General features: G+C 46.9%; 18 protein-coding genes and 1 pseudogene. 14 read left to right on the plus strand and 5 right to left on the minus strand.

Annotated elements, in window-relative coordinates:
* Nucleotides 1-29 precede the first annotated feature (29 nt).
* The 7 genes from OXN25_24405 to OXN25_24435 all read left to right on the plus strand — a co-directional run bounded on the left by OXN25_24405 (nt 30) and on the right by OXN25_24435 (nt 9,424).
* A complete protein-coding gene (locus OXN25_24405; protein MDE0428011.1) occupies nt 30-1,316 on the plus strand; it encodes a DegT/DnrJ/EryC1/StrS family aminotransferase in 1,287 nt (428 codons plus the stop codon).
* 104 nt (nt 1,317-1,420) lie between these two features.
* The gene (locus tag OXN25_24410; protein MDE0428012.1) at nt 1,421-1,822 is read left to right on the plus strand and encodes a hypothetical protein; all 402 of its coding nucleotides are present in this window, start codon (nt 1,421-1,423) and stop codon (nt 1,820-1,822) included.
* Between the two features lie 23 nt (nt 1,823-1,845).
* Nucleotides 1,846-3,468 (plus strand): site-specific DNA-methyltransferase, encoded by a 1,623-nt coding sequence (locus tag OXN25_24415; protein ID MDE0428013.1) that lies wholly within the window; start codon nt 1,846-1,848, stop codon nt 3,466-3,468.
* 185 nt (nt 3,469-3,653) lie between these two features.
* Nucleotides 3,654-5,243 carry a DUF3696 domain-containing protein gene (locus tag OXN25_24420; protein ID MDE0428014.1) on the plus strand — a complete coding sequence of 530 codons (1,590 nt, stop codon included), beginning with the start codon at nt 3,654-3,656 and terminating at the stop codon, nt 5,241-5,243.
* Nucleotides 5,244-5,264: 21 nt separating this feature from the next.
* On the plus strand, nt 5,265-6,257 hold the full coding sequence (locus OXN25_24425; protein MDE0428015.1) for a hypothetical protein: 993 nt from the start codon (nt 5,265-5,267) through the stop codon (nt 6,255-6,257).
* Nucleotides 6,258-6,286: 29 nt separating this feature from the next.
* A complete protein-coding gene (locus tag OXN25_24430; GenBank protein ID MDE0428016.1) occupies nt 6,287-6,997 on the plus strand; it encodes a hypothetical protein in 711 nt (236 codons plus the stop codon).
* A 30-nt stretch (nt 6,998-7,027) separates the two neighbouring features.
* The gene (locus OXN25_24435) at nt 7,028-9,424 is read left to right on the plus strand and encodes a DEAD/DEAH box helicase family protein (GenBank protein ID MDE0428017.1); all 2,397 of its coding nucleotides are present in this window, start codon (nt 7,028-7,030) and stop codon (nt 9,422-9,424) included.
* A gap of 752 nt (nt 9,425-10,176) precedes the next feature.
* On the opposite strand, the gene OXN25_24440 is transcribed toward OXN25_24435, so the two are convergent.
* From OXN25_24440 to OXN25_24450, 3 genes are read right to left on the minus strand one after another with little or no spacing between them, the layout of a single operon-like run.
* A complete protein-coding gene (locus tag OXN25_24440) occupies nt 10,177-11,625 on the minus strand; it encodes a sulfatase (GenBank protein ID MDE0428018.1) in 1,449 nt (482 codons plus the stop codon).
* A 57-nt stretch (nt 11,626-11,682) separates the two neighbouring features.
* Nucleotides 11,683-12,606, minus strand: a complete 924-nt coding sequence (locus tag OXN25_24445) for a UbiA family prenyltransferase (protein MDE0428019.1) — start codon at nt 12,604-12,606, stop codon at nt 11,683-11,685.
* Nucleotides 12,607-12,621: 15 nt separating this feature from the next.
* On the minus strand, nt 12,622-13,743 hold the full coding sequence (locus OXN25_24450; protein MDE0428020.1) for a right-handed parallel beta-helix repeat-containing protein: 1,122 nt from the start codon (nt 13,741-13,743) through the stop codon (nt 12,622-12,624).
* Nucleotides 13,744-13,966: 223 nt separating this feature from the next.
* Here OXN25_24450 and ffh point away from each other — a divergent pair, with 223 nt between their 5' ends.
* The 7 genes and pseudogenes from ffh (at nt 13,967) to OXN25_24485 (ending at nt 18,538) form a co-directional block, all read left to right on the plus strand.
* A complete protein-coding gene (ffh, locus tag OXN25_24455; GenBank protein MDE0428021.1) occupies nt 13,967-15,379 on the plus strand; it encodes a signal recognition particle protein in 1,413 nt (470 codons plus the stop codon).
* 67 nt (nt 15,380-15,446) lie between these two features.
* Nucleotides 15,447-15,695: pseudogene (gene rpsP, locus OXN25_24460) on the plus strand (30S ribosomal protein S16).
* 252 nt (nt 15,696-15,947) lie between these two features.
* Nucleotides 15,948-16,202: a KH domain-containing protein gene (locus tag OXN25_24465; protein ID MDE0428022.1), complete on the plus strand. Its 255-nt coding sequence runs from the start codon at nt 15,948-15,950 to the stop codon at nt 16,200-16,202.
* 73 nt (nt 16,203-16,275) lie between these two features.
* Nucleotides 16,276-17,004, plus strand: a complete 729-nt coding sequence (trmD, locus tag OXN25_24470; protein MDE0428023.1) for a tRNA (guanosine(37)-N1)-methyltransferase TrmD — start codon at nt 16,276-16,278, stop codon at nt 17,002-17,004.
* A 90-nt stretch (nt 17,005-17,094) separates the two neighbouring features.
* Nucleotides 17,095-17,439, plus strand: coding sequence for a 50S ribosomal protein L19 (gene rplS, locus OXN25_24475; GenBank protein ID MDE0428024.1), 345 nt, complete (start codon nt 17,095-17,097; stop codon nt 17,437-17,439).
* A gap of 10 nt (nt 17,440-17,449) precedes the next feature.
* Nucleotides 17,450-18,061 (plus strand): ribonuclease HII, encoded by a 612-nt coding sequence (locus tag OXN25_24480; protein MDE0428025.1) that lies wholly within the window; start codon nt 17,450-17,452, stop codon nt 18,059-18,061.
* 102 nt (nt 18,062-18,163) lie between these two features.
* Nucleotides 18,164-18,538, plus strand: a complete 375-nt coding sequence (locus tag OXN25_24485; protein ID MDE0428026.1) for a YraN family protein — start codon at nt 18,164-18,166, stop codon at nt 18,536-18,538.
* Between the two features lie 45 nt (nt 18,539-18,583).
* Here OXN25_24485 and OXN25_24490 read toward each other — a convergent pair whose 3' ends face one another.
* Nucleotides 18,584-18,955: a hypothetical protein gene (locus OXN25_24490; protein ID MDE0428027.1), complete on the minus strand. Its 372-nt coding sequence runs from the start codon at nt 18,953-18,955 to the stop codon at nt 18,584-18,586.
* Nucleotides 18,952-19,290: a type II toxin-antitoxin system RelE/ParE family toxin gene (locus OXN25_24495; protein ID MDE0428028.1), complete on the minus strand. Its 339-nt coding sequence runs from the start codon at nt 19,288-19,290 to the stop codon at nt 18,952-18,954. The genes OXN25_24490 and OXN25_24495 overlap by 4 nt, the downstream gene beginning before the upstream one ends.
* Nucleotides 19,291-19,296: the final 6 nt, after the last annotated feature.

Below are 19,296 nucleotides of genomic sequence, written 5' to 3' on the forward strand. Positions count from 1 at the left end.
GTAGATAAGCCTCTATAAGGGGGTCAATCATGGCAGCAAAACTCGCTATATCTGGTGGCAAAAGAACTGTCCCCGATGGATTAATTCAACCGTGGCCACAAGTTACCCAATCCGACAAAGACGCGATTGCCGAGGTGATCGCCTCTGAAAAGATTACCGACCAGCAACGCGTTCAATCCGAAGGGCTCACAAAAGAGTGGGCGGAATACATGGGGGTCGAGTATTGCATCCCCGTCAACAGCGGCACGGCTGCGTTACATCTCTGTGTCGCAGGTGTCGGCATTGAGCCGGGTGACGAGGTTATCATTCCCGCCTTCACTTTCTGGGCAACCGCGGCAGCCGTCCTGCATCACAATGCTATCCCCGTCTTTGTTGATATTGACCCAATAACCTATTGTATTGACCCCAACGCGATTGAAGCGAAAATTACCGAAAGAACCCGTGCGATTGTGCCGGTTCATATTCACGGTATGCCCGCGGATATGGACCCGATTCTGGAGATTGCCAAAAAGCACAACCTGAAAGTCATTGAAGACGTTGCACAGGCGCATGGTGCGCGCTATAAAGGCAAACTGTGTGGTGCGTTTGGCGATGCCGCGGGTTATAGCACACAAGCCTCAAAGACGTTGAGCAGCGGATGCCAAGGCGGTCTGTTTACAACGAATGATGGACAAATTCACGAACGTGCAGCGTTGTTACAGTATTTCGGAGAAATCGTCGTACCGGGGAGGGAAAGGGAAGAGCAGGAATACAATGCCTACGGACTTGGGTGGATGTATCGTGGGGATATGTTCAGCCAGGCATTCATCCGTAGCCAACTGAAACGATTGGATGCCAATAACGCGCTGCGCGTCGAAAATTGTGAGTATCTCACAATGCATCTAAGCGGAATTGACGGTATCGAAACCCCTATTACCCCAGAGGGGTGTGAGCCTGTGTATTACAACTACGTCATCGGTTTTGATCCGACAGCGTTGGGATTGGACATCTCCGCTCGCACGATGCGTGAGAAGGTGCAAGCAGCACTACGCGCCGAGGGAGTCCCAACGGGACAGTGGCAACGACTTCCCGTGCCATCTCAGGAGATTTTCCAGAACCAAATCGGCTACGGCACAGGATGTCCGTGGCGGTGCAATAACTCGACGGTTGAATATAAGACTGAGGACTATCCCCGAGCCGTTGCGTTCATCGACTCCCACTGCTATATCTTCGATGTTAATCCACCCAACGATTTCGAGTTGATGTCCTATTACGTTGAAGCGTTCCACAAAGTTATGGATCAGCTGGATGCTGCGCTTGAGGTGCCTGCTGCTTAAAGCGTCTGGCTGTCCTCTCAATCCGCGTGAATTGTAAGTCTGTTCTGCGACTTTGAGGACAGCCCCATCACAGGAGCGAATTGAAATTTTAGGAATCTCTGGTAATGGACAAGCCTTATATAGTTGTTCAGCGCAAAAACTATAAATTGACGATTTATAATGGAATCGTCCCGCTTAATCCAGACAATGATAATGTTGATGTTTACGTTACCTTTCCTAATGGAGAGAGTTTCTCTGCAGTCTTTTTTACCCTTCAAAACATAGAGGCTTTGATGAAGCAGTACAAAAAAACGGGTAAATGCGCTGCCGGGATGTACTTTTGGACATCTGACATGATGATCGTTGACAAACTTACTGAAAAGACTATCTGTCAAACGATCGACAATTTGTTAGCGGAAGAAGATTTTGAATCTGTTTTTTCAAGAAACGAAGAACCCGCGGATATTTCTCCTGAAGAAGGCGACGAACTCTTCAACTGTTTTAGCGAATCTCTGCGTCCGTCCTAACAGATAACCAGGAAACCGCATATATGCCAACACTCAACTGGATCGGAAAAGAAGCCGTCATCAATCACCACGACGAAGTGCCAATACACACCCTGACACACGACCGCGACCGATCCTTTGGAACGGAAAATGAACCCCTCGGCACAGGAAATCTCCTCATAGAAGGCGATAACCTCCTCGCCCTCAAAGCACTCCTACCTTATTATGCTGGTAAAGTCAAATGCATTTACATTGACCCGCCTTATAATACAGGTAACGAAAATTGGATTTACAACGATAATGTCAACAACCCAACCATCCGGAAATGGCTCGGAAAAACTGTTGGCAAACTCTCTGAAGATCTCTCTCGACATGATAAATGGCTCTGTATGATGTACCCCCGCCTCTGCCTCCTTCATCAACTCCTTCGAGAGGACGGTGTGATCTTTATCTCAATTGATGATAATGAAGTGCATCATTTACGAATGCTAATGGATGAGATTTTCGGAGAAAATAACTTTTTGGCAATTCTCACAAGAAGAGCAATGCACACCGTGCGTAACTCCAGTAAAGATTTTAATCACAATGCTGACTACACCTTGGTTTATGCCAAAGAGAAATCTTGGTTTGGTGAAGACAAAAGTCGGTATATTCGTTACATTACTGATAAATCAACGAAATATCCTCATGACGACAATGATGGTAAAGGTAAGTATAAACTTGACCCACTCAGTGCGCGAAACTATTACGAGCCGTACACATTCACTTTTGAAAATGGCGTTGAATGGTCACCTCCTTCAGGAAGTTATCCGCGCTATTCACAAGATACACTACGTAGCATGGAACGCGAAGGTCGCATTGATTTTTCTGGGAACGAACCGCGGGCAAAACGCTATCTCTCTGAGGTACAAGAAGGACAACCACCAGACGTATTCCTCTCACCAGAAATCGTAGGGTTCAATAAAGAAGGAACAAGTGAACTTCGTGATATATTTGGTAAAGGGGGTGTTTTTCCCCAACCCAAGCCGGTAAAATTTATTAAGTTTTTGCTGGAATTGTTACGCAGTAAAGATGCCATTATCCTTGACTCCTTCGCTGGCAGTGGGACAACGGCTCATGCGGTTCTGGAACAAAACCGTGAGGATGGCGGTAATCGACAGTTCATTTTGGTTGAAGTGGAACCCAAGATAGCCCGTAAAATTACATCTGTTCGTCTTGAGCGCGTCAGTGAAGGTTATACCTATGAACAAAAAGGCAAACTCCAGCATGTATTTGGCACCGGTGGAACTTTTTCCTATTACCACGTCGGCGAAACCTTTTCGGAGCAACAGGAAATTGCCTTTAGTGAGATGGCACAGCTACTCTTTTTCAAGGAAACAGGCACCCCGATGGCAGTAGACACTGTGTTGTCCCTTGTGGAAGGGGATAGACCTTCGTATGGTACTTGTAATGCTACTGAAAGATACAAACGCTCCTTTTTGGGCAGTGCGGACGGGGTTGGTGTTTATCTGCTCAACATCGACGATGTTCTTACCGAGGAACTCATAAACCGCTTACCGCGACATGATGGCAGTAAGATTATCCATTGTGGTAAAACCCAACTCACCGAAGCCACTTTGAAGCAGCTGGGTATCACCTTCCGCCAAATGCCTTACAATCTTGTGTAGAGGCTTATAGTAGTAGGCACACTCCGTGTGCCGTCACGTATCCAAATGTAACTCCTTTTGACAAATTCATTTAGACATCGTATACTATTCTATAACCTGTTCCTCCGATTACGGCGGCAGTTTCCTTGTAGCATAAACTTTTAGTTTGTGCATCTACACAAAGGTTTCCGATTAGGAGAATTCTGATGCTTCACGCAATAGAATTAGAAAATTTCAAAGCATTCGGGAAACGTGCGCGCATCCCCTTTGCCCCGATAACACTCATTTTCGGTGAAAATAGTGCTGGAAAGAGCACGATCTTGCAGGCACTCAATCTGCTCAAACAAACGCTGGAAAGCAGAGAGACGGGGGCTTTGCTGCTTCCTCGAGATGAGAATGGGATTGTTGATCTCGGCAGTTTTCAGGAAATGCTATTTGACCACGACCTGAAACGGACGCTCTCAATTCGTGTTGAAAGTACAATGTTTGAAACTGATTTATCTTTACTATCATCATATGGAGGAAACACAATATCTATTGAACTTCGTTTCAGGAGACCGTCCCTTGAGGAAGAAGTCCTCTTAGATCAAATCGGCATTTACGACGGGAAATCCGCTAAGTGCATCGCTAAGTTTCAGCCGTTGAATATGATCGAAAGTCCTGAAAAATTTTCAATGGGCATGCGCTTTTTCCGTGATCCACTTGGTCCTCTACCTTCAAAATTAACCGCGATGAAGTGCGTTTGGTTAACAGCAGAACCAGAGTACTGGAAACCGGAGTTTGAGTGGGACAAAGACAATAGGGAAGAAATATATGGCAGGCTCAAGGAAAGATTGGCTGATATACAACATGCTACAGACGAGCATAAGGAAAGTGGTAAAAAGCTTCGAGAAGATCGAGAGTTCTTAAATGACTACATTGAATTTTTCTCATCAGATTTTGATCTGAAAACCTACATTTCCAAGATGCGCCGGGAAAAAATGAACCAAGTTATAGGGGCGTATGGTTTCTTTCCAGCGCGAATTCTAGGGGATACTCGCGTAACAGTATCCCGCTCTTTATCACATAGGAGATCTGATAATACAGTATTTGATGTTGCTGGGTTGGCAATAGCAGCAGGTGGGGCATTGGAACAAACTTTGGATTATCTTTTCCCAATGGGACCTTCTCGGATACCACCGGAGAGATGGTATATCTTTACAGGTACGACTCCTCAGGATGTCGGATACCAGGGGGATCTGCTCCCAGATTTACTTCTCCGTCGACCCGAATTGGTTGAGGAAGCAAATGGATGGCTCAAACGACTTGACATGGGTTATGAGTTAGAAGTGAAACCAGTGGGGGGCAATTCAGGTGATCTTTTTGAAGTAAGACTGATAGATACACGTCGAAATGACCGCGTAAGTGTAGCACTGCCAGATGTCGGTTTCGGTATTAGCCAACTCCTCCCTTTCATTGTTCAAAGTCTTGTTTCAGAAGGATGGATTATTTCTATTGAACAACCCGAAGTTCACGTACATCCAAAATTGCAAGCGGATCTCGGGGAGCTCTTAGCTGCATCGATTAAAAAAGATCACCCGAACCAATTCATCGTTGAGACCCATAGTGAGCATTTGATCTTACGTCTGCAACGCTTGATCCGTAACAAGCTCCTTGAGCCAGAGGATGTCTCGGTTATCTATGTCAGTCGTAGACCTGAAGGGGCAAAGGCAGAACGTTTGCATCTTGATGAAGATGGGGATTTTATTGATGATTGGCCCAACGGGTTTTTCTCAGAGCGACTTCGCGAACTTTGATAACAGACGGGAGTTGCCTAAGTGTTAGTCAGTGCAGTGCTTGACCCTTCTGCGTTTGAGGCGGATTGTTTCGACGATCTTTATGCAATTCATACGGAAGATTTGTTAAAGGGTATCCAAAAAAATGGACTCCTGATTGTTGATTCCGTTGATTCCGGAAGAAGACTGCAAAATGCTCTTCGGGACCAGGTTAAGTCTCCAGCACTCCCGATAGCGTATCGGAAACGGTTACAAAGTTTAGTCGAAGAGCTGCTGAAGAATAGGAAAAGGCGGATTGTTGAGTGCGCTGCTGCTCCAAATTCTACATCATCGGACAGTCTTTTAGAGATAGCGTCTGATCTAAAAACAGAGACCGGAACCGATGGCTTGATTGTAGGAAGCGAAAACTTTGAAAAACTAAGATTTGACCCAGAACATAGGCATGGCGTTGTTCCTTTATCTGAATACCGAGATAGCGATTTTGAGAGAGAGCGGCAGCGGTATTGCGACGGATTCGGACCAATAGATATGCTCCCCAGATCGGAAGTCGATGAGATTGTTATCCGTTCAATCCGTTTTACCAAATGGTTGCGGTTTTATGACAAACAGATTGGGACTGGAAACAATACAAGCAATTTCCGGAGGGGTATTGCCTATATTCTGTCTCTCTGGAAGGAACACGGTTTTTTTGCATCTCAGCAGGGAATTGGGGGGAATGTGGAAATATTTACTTGTAGAGATGAACATATTCCAGATGATGATATTGATGATGTGAATCGAAAAATTAATCGGGAGCTCATGGGGCAATTAAGGGAACGGTTCCCCTCTTGGTGGCAGGTAAAGTTGTCTGTGAAGGAGGATACCAACGGCATTTTCCACGCGAGATATTTGGAAACGCAGCACGCTATTATCCGAATTGATCGTGGCTTTGATCTCTTTGATCAAAACAATGAGTTTCGGAGGAATTTCTTTACGCTAAATATGGCGGAGAGTTCTCATTTGAGAGAATGTCGTGATTTACCGAAAGCGGATTAACATTGAAGTTTAAATAGAGGCAAAATGCAATGACATCCAATATTACAGATATGACCTCTCAACAGTTGCTTGACTGGCTTTTGCCTATTGTCGACGTAGAGATATTCCGATCACGTGAACAGTTGATCGCGCTTCTGGCAGGGGATAGTCCACACGAGGAGCTTGAAGAAGAGTTCCGTGAATTCTTCAACGGTTATTACGTGCTTGCCTTGGATTTGGAGGAGTACGAAGAAGTTATACTTAGAGTTATAAGGCAGAACGATGCATTTGCACACCTGCATCATCGAGTCGAAGCGGTTGAGGCACAGCGGAAAAGTTCACCTTTGGGGCGTGAAGCGCGGCGACTGGGGTTATCCTTAGATACTGATCCTGTACCACAGATAAAGGTTGCTGCCTTGTCTCCTGATGGATTCCGGGAGTTCGTTCATACGCTTGCAAATTGGCGACTTTTTGTATCGCGGGAACGTCTTGTTAAGTTAATGGAAACGGATAACCGTATTGAGGTATCGGATCGTCTGCGTGCTGAATTCTACGAATTTTTCGTTTGTTACTTGGAATTGGAACTGTTTCTTGAGAATTACGATTACGATCCAGATGAAGGATTGGAACTACGTCCAGAATTCATTGAATCACTTAAACATGAAGAGGAGTATATCCGGTCTGGTGGTAAAATGTATACACTTGATGAAGTTGCCGCGAGGTTAGGAATCTTACTGAATCGTTCATCTGTTTGTGAATAAATCCAATATACTCTAACACCAAAAAGAAAAATGCACCTACCCCTCAAAGAATACCAAGAACGCACCCTCGAAACATTAACAGAATACTACCAAAATTGTTTGCGTCTACAAAACGCCAACACCGCATTCTACGATTTAACCCAACGACCGTACGCTTCCGTTGAAGGCTTACCCGGTATGCCCTATGTCTGCCTCAGACTCCCTACAGGGGGCGGTAAAACCTTTGTGGCGTGCCATGCTGTGAGTATCACAGCATCTGAACTTTTGAAAACCGAGAGTCCAATTGTCCTCTGGCTTGTCCCTTCAAATGCCATTCGCGATCAGACGCTCAACGCCCTTAAAAATCGATCGCATCCGTATAGAGACGCGCTTGAGTCCGCAAGACGCAACGTTGAAATTCTCACCATTAACGAGGCACTCTATCTGTCTCCGCATATTCTCAACACAAAAACTACAATTATCGTTTCTACGATGCAAGCGTTCCGCGTTGAAGATACCGATGGTCGCAAGGTTTATGAACCTTCAGGCGCGCTGATGGGACATTTCACACACCTCTCAGAGGAGATCCTCGCCGAGGTTGAACGTGACGAAAGCGGCAAACCTGTCTATTCGCTTGCAAACCTTTTATGCGTTAAGCGTCCGCTTGTTATCGTTGATGAGGCGCATAATGCCCGAACCGAGCTCTCTTTTGAAACGCTTGCCCGTTTCAACCCATCCGCAATCATTGAATTCACCGCTACGCCAGATACCACCAATAATCCTTCCAACGTTCTCTATACCGTTTCCGCTGCTGAACTCCAAGCCGAAGATATGATTAAAATGCCGATTCAATTGGAAGTTGAACCGGATTGGAAACGCCTGCTTTCCTCTGCTATGGCACAGCGCAATGCCCTTGAAATCGAGGGAAAGAAAGAGCAGCAAGAAACAGGCGAATACATCCGTCCTATTATGCTCATTCAGGCGCAGCCAAGACGTAGAAATCAAGAAACGCTGACTGTCGAAGTTGTTGAGCAGTGCCTACTTGAGGAACACAACACCCCTGAAGACCAGATCGCACGTGCCACAGGCGAGGATAGAGGGCTTGATAATGTTGACCTCAACGATCCGGAATGTCAAATTCGCTATGTGATTACCGTGCAGGCGTTGCGGGAAGGGTGGGACTGTCCGTTTGCTTACGTTCTCTGCTCTGTCGCTGAGATGAGATCTTCTACTGCGGTTGAGCAAATATTGGGTAGGGTGATGCGTCTCCCAAAAGCAAAGCGCAAGAAACAGGAGTCGTTAAATAGTGCTTACGCTTTCGTTGCCTCTCAGAATTTCCATGATACTGCATCGGCGTTAGCCGATGGGCTCATTCAGAATGGATTTGAGAAGCAGGATGCCGCTGCGCTCATCCGCCCTACAGATGAGGATCAACGGGACCTACCGCTTTTTGGAAATCAAACTCCATCAAGTACCGAACCTGCTCCTGCCCAGTGTGGTGAGGTTTTTAACGTGCCAAAGTTGATGGTCCAAGGTACGCAAAGGCATCTTGATTTTGAGGCATCCCGATTTTCAGAAACTCCGTGGCAATTATCCGAATGTAGTGCCGAACTTTCTGAAGAAGAATTTCCTTCAACGTTTGAAACCGGGGCACGTGGCGAAATCGGGCTTTCGCGTGAAGGGCGAGTCGTGACGGAATTCTTAGGAACACTCCATCAACAGATGACGCTACTTGCACCCGATAAGGGTTGGGATGCGAAACGACTTGCTGACTGGCTTGATAGGAGCATTAAACATTGGGACATCTTACGTAGCGAATCGCTTCCTTTTCTGCAGCGGTTAGTCGAGCACCTTATTGAGGCACGTGATATTCCAATAGAGGTTCTCATCCGTAACAAGTATGCCCTCAAAGATGCCGCTGCAGCGAAAATTGATAGCCACCGTCAAAACGCACACCGCGGGGCATATCAAAATCTTCTTTTACCCGAATGCGAAACACCCGTTGTTGTCTCGCCGGACCACTGTTTTTCATTTGACCCACGCCGTTACCCTTATAATAAGCGTTATACGGGTGCCTATCAATTCCAGAAACACTACTATCAGTATGTTGGTGATCTGAAGTCGGATGGTGAAGAATTTCGATGCGCGCAGTTCATTGACACCTTGCCCGGAGTTAAATTCTGGGTGCGGAATCTTGAACGCCAACCGATGTTTTCTTTCTGGCTGCAGACTTCAACAGATAAGTTTTATCCTGATTTTGTATGCCTACTAATTGATGGACGTTATCTCGTTGTCGAGTCTAAAGGTGAGCATCTTTGGAGTGCTGACGATGCGAAAGAAAAGCGCGAAATCGGGGAATTGTGGGAGCAGCGGAGTGGTGGGAAGTGTCTGTTTATTATGCCCAAAGGAACTAATTTTAACGTGATACGCACAAAACTCTCCGACTGATTACCAACGCCTATCTATGAATCTATAACCCAGGGTCATTCAGTTTTCCAATAATTTACGTCCGGAAGCCCGGATTTAGTCTGGGAATAGACTAAATCCATTCCTTGTATTACATTCTTGTTCGGGAAAAGTGTGCTATCCCGAATAAATTCGGGCTTCCGGAAACGGGAATGCTTCACATAGGAAAACTTAACTCTTAAAACTAAACATCCCTAATCTATAAGACATTTTAACTTGACATCCGTTAGCAAATAGAGTATAATATATCATAAGACTTTTCAAAGAGGTTAATATTGTATCAAACAACAAAAGGCTGGCGCAAAAACCGACACAAACATTTTCAGCGGACTACACAAGTTTCTTATGAACTGCTATTATCAGTGACCAGTTTTCAGTTAAGAGATTATCCTTACAAGAACGTCTCTTTTACTGATTACTGGTCACTGGCGACTGGTAACTTCTCTGCTGACCGCTAACTCAAAAATGTTACACTTTTCGCCAAATTATTTTTTTTACAACAGAAAATTAAACACCAACAAACCCTTACGGTGACTGGGTTCTCTCAAGTTACGCACCACACACAAAATGTTACACCAGTGTAACATTTTTAACGCGAATTGCTGAAAAACATACCGTTAAGTTAAAGCCATGTTCACGATAGTATTATCCTGCAAATCCGCTTTCGTACATAGAAAGAGACCTTAGGGTACTATGCCCTAAAGCCTCTTTTTTATTTTCGACCTTTGAATTTCCTATTCCTTTGACTCATCAGGATAGTCAATCGACCATTTACCCCGACCATCCCCGGAAGGCTCTTCTTTCCAGAGATCAAGGAACTTCTCAGGAGCGTTATGCTCCGTAAGGTGTGACATAAACATGTCATGAAGCTCCTTGACAATTTCCATATTATCCGCAGCGATGTTGTTCTCCGCTAACGGATCAGCCGGTAAGTCAAAGAGTTCCGGTCTGCCGTATTCACCGACAGGGGCATATCCCCAGCGTTCCGTAACGAGGAACGGTGTCGTTGCTTGACGTGGCACACTCTCGTCCCGGGCAGCGATATGACACCCCGTTACCGCATAGTCCCGATGCTGTCTGCCGCCTTTAAGGAGCGCGTCCGCGAAGGAGCGTCCTTCAAACGGTTTCGGTGGATCCAAACTCACACCCGCCAATTCACAGAGCGTCGGCATAATATCCATCGGTTGCGCGATGAGATCAAGGCGTTGCCCGGACGGTACATCTCCACCAGCAATCAGGAACACTTCGTGGTTAATCTCTGGATACGTCGGCCAGTAGCGTGAATCTTGTGGATCGATGTTAGATTTGCCTGTCCGACTATGTTCACCTATGGACATCCCGTGATCGGATAGTACAACAACGAGGGTATCGTCCCACAACTCCAAATCTTCCACCTTCTGCAGAACCCGTCCGATATGCCTGTCAATGAGTTCCGCCTCACCGGCGTAGTGTGCCCAGAGGTTGTGGAGCTCGGCATCCGTAAAGAGAGAGGATAGACCGTAGTTCGGGTGTAGCATCGGCGGGCCCGTATAGTCCGGATCGTAGCGTTTAACAAGATATTCCGGTGGATCCCACGGTTCGTGTGGATCGAAGAAATCTACCCAAAGGAAGAAAGGACCCGAACGGTGATTCTCCTCCAACCACCGAATCGTCGTTTCGGAGGTCCTGCCAGAGAACGTCTCTGATTCGTATTGATAATAGCGGTTCGTCCAGCGGTGCGTGTTCGGCAAGGTATGCCCGCGATATGAGGGGTGCGGTCGCGTCTTCTCATTCGGCATAACGATTCTTATTTCGTCGTTGAGGTGAAGGAGCGGTTTGTCTCCTTCTTGCCCGCGATGCTGGAAAGCAGCATGGAAACAGTGTTGGAACCGGACGTTGAACAAGTGCGGGGTGTCACATATCAGCTGCGTGGCGTACCCTTGCTCGCTCAGGAGTTGCGCGATGATGCTCCGTCCGCTCAGATCAATTGGCTGCCACGGATAGTGGGGCCACCCGACTGTTGCAGTCATAATATCTGTCCGGTGTGGCACCGTCGGGAAACTGCTCATATAGAATTTATCGATAGCGGTTGCGCGCTCCGCCTCGAACTTGTCGAGCATCGGTGTACGAATCGGACGTTTTGCCCGTTCGCCTAAATTGTCGTACCGAAAGGTATCGGTAATCAGTAAAACAATATTTTTCATATTTTGATAGTCAACCTCGTTGCGATCGCCGGTTGGGCAATCATCGGTTACCGCGCCTTAAACCTCTTGGCGCGTCGTTTTTAGCAGAAATAGTGTCACTAACAACAACGGCACAATGATAGCAGCAGAGACAACGATAGAGACCTGCGCCCCGATGAGACACGGAAAAAAGAAAATTGAGCCTATCATCGAGCCCTTCAATGCAAAGTAACCGTTTTTTTCATTCGGTTGCAGGTAAAGTGAAATCCGGGTGCCAACTGTAGCAATGATGCCTAATATTACCCAAACGATATAAGGCTTCTGAATATCGGGTTCCAGCCAGTAGGGCAAGAAAGCAATCGTAAACGCCAGAATCGTTGCAATCGCTGAGAGCAGGAGGGCTGGGCGGATGCCAATCTGGAGCGGTGTTGTTAGGATGCCAAGTTCTTTGTCACGTGAGAGGTCTTTAAAGGTCGTCGTGATATGGGTGCCTAAGTCGTAAAGCGTTGTGGCAGCAAAGGCGTACCACACCAATCGTGGCACAGTCCCACTCACCGCTAACGCACCAAAAACGCTCAGGAGTCCGATACCCAAAGGCAGTGTGAGACTGCCTAAGATGCCTTTCGCTTTGAAAATGGCGTTATAGAGATGTGAAATTGCGACCAACCCCATTACCAACAAACCGGCTTTGATATTCAGATAGAAACCGCCAATGACGCATAGCCCGTAGATAACACTCGCCGGTACAATCGCCTGTTGGGGGGTGAGACGTTGCGATGGTAACGGACGCTCTGGATTTGTCTGCTTGTCGGTTTCATGGTGAAAGTAGTCGTTCTTTATCATTCCGGCGAAGTAGCCGCAGAGCGCAATCAAAAGGACTACAGGGACACGCCATGTCCAGTGTCCTTCACTCGCAATGAGTGCCCCCGGAAGTGTGGCGACAATCGGAATCGCAAAAAGCGGATAGCGAATGAGTTCCAGGTAGGCTTTGAACCGAGTCATTATGTTAATTTCCTACTAAAAATTTTCTCGTGGCACACCGGCTTCTGTTACCGGTGAGTTCCTCGGATCAAATGTCTCGTCTACGCCGTAAAATTGCTCGCCTTGTGTTCCGATGCCGAGTTCCGTTACGTTAGGACCGACCTGTTTATTCCCCTGAATAAAGTTATCTCGGAGTCTACCACCGTCGTAGACTGCCCAACCAACATTCATCGTGATATTATTGGAGACTATCTCTGGTGAGGCAGTGGAATAACAGACGATAGCGTTCTCGTAATTCGCGCGAAGGATGTTATATTGGATACGGGGTCGGGAGTCGTCTTCGCATGTAATTCCGTAATTGTTGGCAGTAAATTCGTTGTATTCTACATCTGGTGACGAGCTCCCTCGGAATTGTGCCCCTATACCGTTTCTATTAAATTCGTTGCCCGTAATAGTAGGTCTAGTGTTTTCAGAGAGTACCCCTGTTTTATTTTCACTGATGAGGCACCTCTCGATTTGCACGGCATCTGTTAGGCATGTGATGCCTACACTTGCGTGTTGGATTCGACAGTATGTTAGACGGCTGTTCGGACTTTCAGCTGCAATCTGAATGCCTGCCCAATCGCCTGCTTTCGGTGGATCGGCAGCAATAGTTTGCTGTTGACTTTCTCTGCCCCCGAGTCCTCCACCTCGCAATTGTTCTTCTATGCCCATTGTAGTAGACGGGGTTGCCGCTGCGTTTGGCTCTTCTCGGGGTTCTCGCTGTTTTCCTAAGGAGCCAAAAACGACCATTCGTTCTGGTGACCCCTCGGCATAGAGTTCGCCGGACACGATAAGTTGGGTCGGTGGATCTATAGGCTCGAAACCGACGATAGTGCCAGCACGGATAGTCAGTGTGACCCCTTCGGGAACGACAACGGTGTCCGTAATATAGATGCGTCCATCCCAGATCTCGTTTTCTGTCAACTCACCAGATTTCTCTATGATTTCTGAACTGGAGCTACCCACATCGAAATTAAACGTTTCACCTTGGCATCCGCAATACAATGCAGCTAAAATAGAAATAAAGGGGATAAGGGGCTTGCAGGGTACGTCTTGTAAATTCAGATTGTAAATTACAAGTTTCCAGTAGTGTTGTGTGATAGTCGTGATTTTCATAATATATTTTTATCATGCATACCGATTTCTGTCAAGATGAAAAAAAGTTTGACATCATGGGTTAAATTTGCTATAATTGTATACTTAAGAAGTGCAGTTCGTGCGCTACTTTGAAGTCAAGAGTTACGCGCAATGGATAAACTCGCTTTGATGTCATTGTAAAAAAACAGACCAATAATTATATACTTGAACACAGGTACTCCTTCAAAAAAAGGCATCGACAATGTTTGAGAGTTTAGGAAATAGGTTACAAGGCACCCTGAAAAAAATCAGAGGACAAGGGAAGCTCACAGAGAGCAATATCTCCGATACCTTGCGTGAGGTGCGCCGTGCCTTCTTGGAAGCAGATGTTAACTATAAAGTCACACGTGAATTTATAGAGCAGATTAAAGCGCGCACACTTGGTCAAGAGGTACTCGGTAGCCTTACACCTGAACTTCAGATTGCCCGAATTATTGGCGAAGAACTGACCCAGTTGATGGGCAGCAAAGCGGAAAAGATTAACATTGCGCCGAGTGGTCCTACAGTCGTGATGCTTGTTGGGTTACAAGGTGCCGGTAAAACAACGGTAGCGGCGAAATTAGCACTCAGGTTTCGCAGAGATGGACGGAAACCCCTGCTCGTTGCTGCGGATGTGTATCGTCCTGCTGCTATTAAGCAGCTGCAAATCCTCGGTGAACAGACGGAAACCCCCGTGTTTTCGATGGGGACGGAGCCCTCACCGGTTGAGATCGCCGAAGCTTCGGTCAAGGAGGCTTTGGCACACGGACACAACTGCGTTATTATTGATACTGCTGGACGTTTACACGTTAATGATGAGTTAATGAGTGAGCTTCGGCAGATTAAGGAACGTGTGAACCCTTCTGAAGTGCTACTTATCGTTGATGCGATGACAGGGCAAGATGCTGTAAATGTTGCCGAAAACTTCAACAACGATTTGGACATTGATGGCGTGATCCTCACGAAAATGGATGGTGATGCCCGTGGGGGTGCTGCCCTCTCAATTCGTCATATTACACACAAACCGATCAAATTCATTGGGGTCGGAGAAAAAATTGAGGCAGCCGCATTAGAAGAATTCCACCCGGAACGGATGGCTTCACGCATCTTGGGGCAAGGCGATTTTCAAACTTTGCTTGAGAAAGCCGAGGAAGTCTTCAGTGAAGATCAAGCAAAAGAACTCGAGCGTAAACTCACAGCCAACAAAGGGTTAGACTTTACCGATTTTCTGACGCAACTTGAGCAGCTGAAAAATATGGGACCCTTGGATCAACTCATGGATCTCATGCCCTTTAAAAATCAGTTGCCGGTTAAGAATCTCACACCCGATGAGAGCCATCTACAGACAGCGAAAGCGATTATTCAATCGATGACGGGTGAGGAACGGAGGAATCCGCGGTTGTTGGACAGAAGTCGGAAACTTCGCATTTCCAAAGGGAGTGGAACAACAGTAAATCAGGTGAACATGCTGATTTCACAGTTACAGATGATGAATCGTATGCTGAACCAGCAGGCGGCGATGGCAATGCCGCAAATGGGAGCCGGTTTAGGTGCAAAGAGGGGGCGGAAAATGGGAGCACTTCCCGGTCAGAAACGTAAAGCGAGAAAGCCCCGAAAACGCAGACGCCGTAGATAACAATGGGTACGACTTAAATCTCTGCCTTTCTATAAACACGGCGTGAATGCCACCAGGAGGTATTTTTTTGGCAGTTAGAATTAGATTACAACGACACGGTAGAAAGAAACGTCCTTTTTATCGACTCGTCGCAGCTGATGCGCGGGCACAAAGGGATGGCGCGTTTTTAGAACGCCTTGGCTATTACAATCCGTTAACGGATCCGGCAGATGTTTTCATCGATGAAGAGAAGGCTTTGAAATGGTTAAGGCGTGGCGCACAACCGACTGACACGGCGAAACGTTTGCTTTCTAAACGTGGGATTTTGATGAAATTTGAATACGAAAAATTAGGGCGCCCGATGCCAGAGGCTGCTGGCGACGCAGCGGTTCCTGAGACGGAAGACGAACAATCCGCTGAAGCTGAAGCAGCTGACGCACAACCTACTGACGCTGAAACCGGCAGCCTGCTCACTGAAGCAGCACCCGATGAGGCGACACCTGAATCCGACGAAGAAGCGTAACGTCTCTTTCAAAAGATTCCGAAGAGACAGGCAACAGACACATCTACTGAAATGCGAAAGTGAACTATGTTCAAAGATTTGATTGAATACATCGTAAAATCTCTCGTCGATTACCCCGATCAGGTGGTCGTCCAGGAAGTAATTGGCGAAACGGTGGTTATTGTAGAGTTGACTGTCATGGAAGAAGATTTAGGGAAGATCATTGGTAGATATGGACGTACCCTTAAAGCGATAAGAAGTGTTCTCTATACGGCAGGATTGCAAGCGAATAAGAAGGTTATTCTTGAGTTGATTGAACACCCAAGATTAGAGGAGCAATAGGAATTTCGTTTACGACGCGCGGTAGACGCATCAGCAAAGAATGTAGGGTGTCGCTTGCAAGCCTATATCAAAAATGAAGATTGATGTTCTCGCCTTGTTTCCAGAGATACTCGCGCCAGCGTTAAAAACGGGTATCCTCAGACGCGTTCAGGACGCCGATAAACTCACCGTCAACCTCCATAATCTTCGCGAGTGGGCGACCGACAAGCACAAGTCGGTTGATGATTATCCTTATGGCGGGGGCGCGGGCATGATTCTTAAGCCGGAACCTATCTTCGCTGCGATTACGGCGTTGAACACGCAGAAAACGGCGCACGTTGTATATCTGACACCACAAGGTGTACCGTTGACGCAGGCACTTGCGGAATCGCTCTCTTTGGAATCGCACCTTATTCTCTTGTGCGGACGGTACAAAGGCGTAGATGAGCGAGTGCGACATCGGCTGGTTACAACTGAGCTTTCTATCGGGGACTATGTTCTTAGTGGCGGGGAAATTGCTGCGCTCGTTTTGATTGATGCTATTGGTCGTGTCCTGCCCGGCGCGCTTGGTGATTACGAATCCGCCCACGTTGATTCGTTCAGCCATGATTTGTTGGACCACCCGCACTATACACGACCTGCAGCGTTCGCTGGCATGAATGTTCCTGAGGTTCTCTTGAGTGGAGATCATAAAGATATTGAAAAATGGCGGTACGCGGAGGCACTCAAACGCACTGCAAAGCACCGTCCAGATCTGCTCCAGAAATTCGAGTTGAATGAGGAAGACATCGCTATTCTCAAAACTGCTGGGTTGGTGGATTGAATCGAAGCAGTAATCGCCTAATTTTTTAGAAGGTCATTTGCCAACCAATGGATGTGGTGAGATCTATATTATACAAGGAGGAATAATACAATGAACTTAATTGAATCTGTTGAAAGCCAATATGTGAAAAGTGATATTCCTGAGTTTGGTCCTGGGGATGTTGTCAAGGTAAACACCCGTATCCGCGAGGGACAGAAAGAACGTATTCAGACGTACGAAGGAACTGTTATCCGTCGGGCACACGGTGGATTACGCGCAACGTTTACAGTCCGACGTGTCGCTTTCGGTGCCGGAAGTGAAAGGACGTTCCCGCTCCATTCACCGAATATTGAGAGTATTCAGGTCGTTCGATACGGAGCCGTCCGCCGCGCGAAATTATATTACTTGCGCGATCGTACCGGTAGAGCGGCGCGCGTCAAAGAACGCAGACAGTAGCCTGATAAAAATGAATGTTTTTGAACTCGCTTGTCAGCAAAGCGGGTATAAACAGATCGCGGGCGTTGACGAGGCGGGCCGAGGGGCGTTGGCAGGTCCCGTCGTTGCCGCTGCTGTTATCCTACCGACTGCTTGCTCCCTTGACGGTCTCAATGATTCAAAACAGTTGTCTCCAAAGCAACGGGATCGACTCTGTGACGAAATCCATCGTGTCGCTGTAGCAATTGGGGTTGGTGCTATAGATAATCAGGGGATTGACCGTCTAAATATCCTGAATGCCACCCTACTGGCGATGAAGGAAGCCGTTGAAAATCTCACACTGCAGCCCGATTATCTGCTCGTTGACGGTTTATATCTCCCGCAAATAGATATTCCCGGTGAAGCGATTCCAAAGGGTGATAGCCGAAGTGATTCTATCGCCGCAGCCTCCATTATTGCCAAAACCACGCGCGATAAACGCATGATTGAGTTGGATCGCACCTACCCAAACTACGGGTTCCTCAAACACAAAGGATACCCGACCTCACAACACCGACAAGCAATTGCAGCGTTTGGTGCGTCCGACGTTCATAGACACACCTTTAAACTCCTACCCGATGATCGAATCGAACTACCTTTCTAATACCATTTCTAAAAGTTTATATCACATTAACTGCACCGTTCACCTAAACCCCGGTAGGTGCGGTTGCCCAACCCCACCGGGCATAACTAACGGAGAGCCTACATGGACCAATCACGTTTAAATGTCGCAAAGATTGGAGAAGCATTGGCAGTCGCGCACTTCAAGGCACGGGGGTGTAAAATCCTTGCACAGAACTACCGGGTAGGGCGCGGGGAAATCGATCTAATCGTTAAAGACAGACAATTTATCGTCTTTGTGGAGGTAAAAACGCGGAGAAGTCTTAAATTTGGGTTACCCCAGGAGGCTGTAACGAGACAAAAACAGAAACAGATCTCCAAGATAGCCTTGGGATATCTACAAGCAAAAAACCTCTGGGATGCGCCTTGCCGTTTTGATGTGATTGGCATCCACTTGTCATATCAATCTGAACTGTTGAATCTTGAGCACATCAAAAGTGCATTTGAGTTTCGGCGGTAGCAGTTACCGCTGACTTGCCAATTGTTGTGGGACCGCTGGCTCTTCTCACACGGATACTGTTGTATTCGTCATGTCAGGTTTATCTGTCGTCAGGACAAGATCTGCGTTCTCGTCTACTAAAGGTTGGATTGAAAGTTGATACCCAAGTGCCTTCAGAACAGTTCCGAGCGTGTCAATCAGCGGTGTATCCTTATTGGATAGCGCGGCTGCTAAGGTTTGTGGCGAAATATCCGTGTGTTGAGTGAGTTCGGATATCCCGCCTTGTGCTTCTACGATTGTTTTGAGTGCTTCCTGAACTATAACAGTGTGCCCGAAACTGTAATAGTCATCAAGAATAGCTTGGAGGTAGTGAATTGCCTCCTCCCGGTCGGCAAGGTCTTCGATGAGACACTCTCGCCAGGTTCTCATTTCTCTCATAAGTTTTCCTCCTTGCATTTTAGCCAATACCTTTTTGCTCGTGCTATGTCCCTCGTTTGTGATGATTTATCACCACCACAAAGGAGAAGGATAATTGTATTCCTAATTTCACTAAAATAAATCCGGTAACCTACCCCGAAGTGGAAACGCAGTTCAAGTACCCCCTCACCCACCGTTTTGACATTCCCGAAATTTCCGAGTCTGAGTTGCTCCAGTCCTGCTCTGACTCGGGCTCTGGTCTTTGTATCCGGAATTGATTTCAACCACTCATTGAAAGGTTCTTTACCGTTTGGAGTACGATAGACTTGTATGTTTCGTAAGTGCGCGGTATGCATTGTTGA

This window comes from Candidatus Poribacteria bacterium (assembly GCA_028820845.1).
Taxonomy (GTDB): Bacteria; Poribacteria; WGA-4E; order WGA-4E; family WGA-3G; genus WGA-3G.

What these genes read in the sequence shown, in the direction of transcription:
- OXN25_24405 (MDE0428011.1), top strand. Translation starts at nt 30, where the DNA reads ATGGCAGCAAAACTCGCTATATCTGGTGGCAAAAGAACTGTCCCCGAT.
- OXN25_24410 (MDE0428012.1), top strand. Translation starts at nt 1,421, where the DNA reads ATGGACAAGCCTTATATAGTTGTTCAGCGCAAAAACTATAAATTGACG.
- OXN25_24415 (MDE0428013.1), top strand. Translation starts at nt 1,846, where the DNA reads ATGCCAACACTCAACTGGATCGGAAAAGAAGCCGTCATCAATCACCAC.
- OXN25_24420 (MDE0428014.1), top strand. Translation starts at nt 3,654, where the DNA reads ATGCTTCACGCAATAGAATTAGAAAATTTCAAAGCATTCGGGAAACGT.
- OXN25_24430 (MDE0428016.1), top strand. Translation starts at nt 6,287, where the DNA reads ATGACATCCAATATTACAGATATGACCTCTCAACAGTTGCTTGACTGG.
- OXN25_24435 (MDE0428017.1), top strand. Translation starts at nt 7,028, where the DNA reads ATGCACCTACCCCTCAAAGAATACCAAGAACGCACCCTCGAAACATTA.
- OXN25_24440 (MDE0428018.1), bottom strand. Translation starts at nt 11,625, where the DNA reads ATGAAAAATATTGTTTTACTGATTACCGATACCTTTCGGTACGACAAT.
- OXN25_24445 (MDE0428019.1), bottom strand. Translation starts at nt 12,606, where the DNA reads ATGACTCGGTTCAAAGCCTACCTGGAACTCATTCGCTATCCGCTTTTT.
- OXN25_24450 (MDE0428020.1), bottom strand. Translation starts at nt 13,743, where the DNA reads ATGAAAATCACGACTATCACACAACACTACTGGAAACTTGTAATTTAC.
- ffh (MDE0428021.1), top strand. Translation starts at nt 13,967, where the DNA reads ATGTTTGAGAGTTTAGGAAATAGGTTACAAGGCACCCTGAAAAAAATC.
- OXN25_24465 (MDE0428022.1), top strand. Translation starts at nt 15,948, where the DNA reads ATGTTCAAAGATTTGATTGAATACATCGTAAAATCTCTCGTCGATTAC.
- trmD (MDE0428023.1), top strand. Translation starts at nt 16,276, where the DNA reads ATGAAGATTGATGTTCTCGCCTTGTTTCCAGAGATACTCGCGCCAGCG.
- rplS (MDE0428024.1), top strand. Translation starts at nt 17,095, where the DNA reads ATGAACTTAATTGAATCTGTTGAAAGCCAATATGTGAAAAGTGATATT.
- OXN25_24480 (MDE0428025.1), top strand. Translation starts at nt 17,450, where the DNA reads ATGAATGTTTTTGAACTCGCTTGTCAGCAAAGCGGGTATAAACAGATC.
- OXN25_24485 (MDE0428026.1), top strand. Translation starts at nt 18,164, where the DNA reads ATGGACCAATCACGTTTAAATGTCGCAAAGATTGGAGAAGCATTGGCA.
- OXN25_24490 (MDE0428027.1), bottom strand. Translation starts at nt 18,955, where the DNA reads ATGAGAGAAATGAGAACCTGGCGAGAGTGTCTCATCGAAGACCTTGCC.
- OXN25_24495 (MDE0428028.1), bottom strand. Translation starts at nt 19,290, where the DNA reads ATGCATACCGCGCACTTACGAAACATACAAGTCTATCGTACTCCAAAC.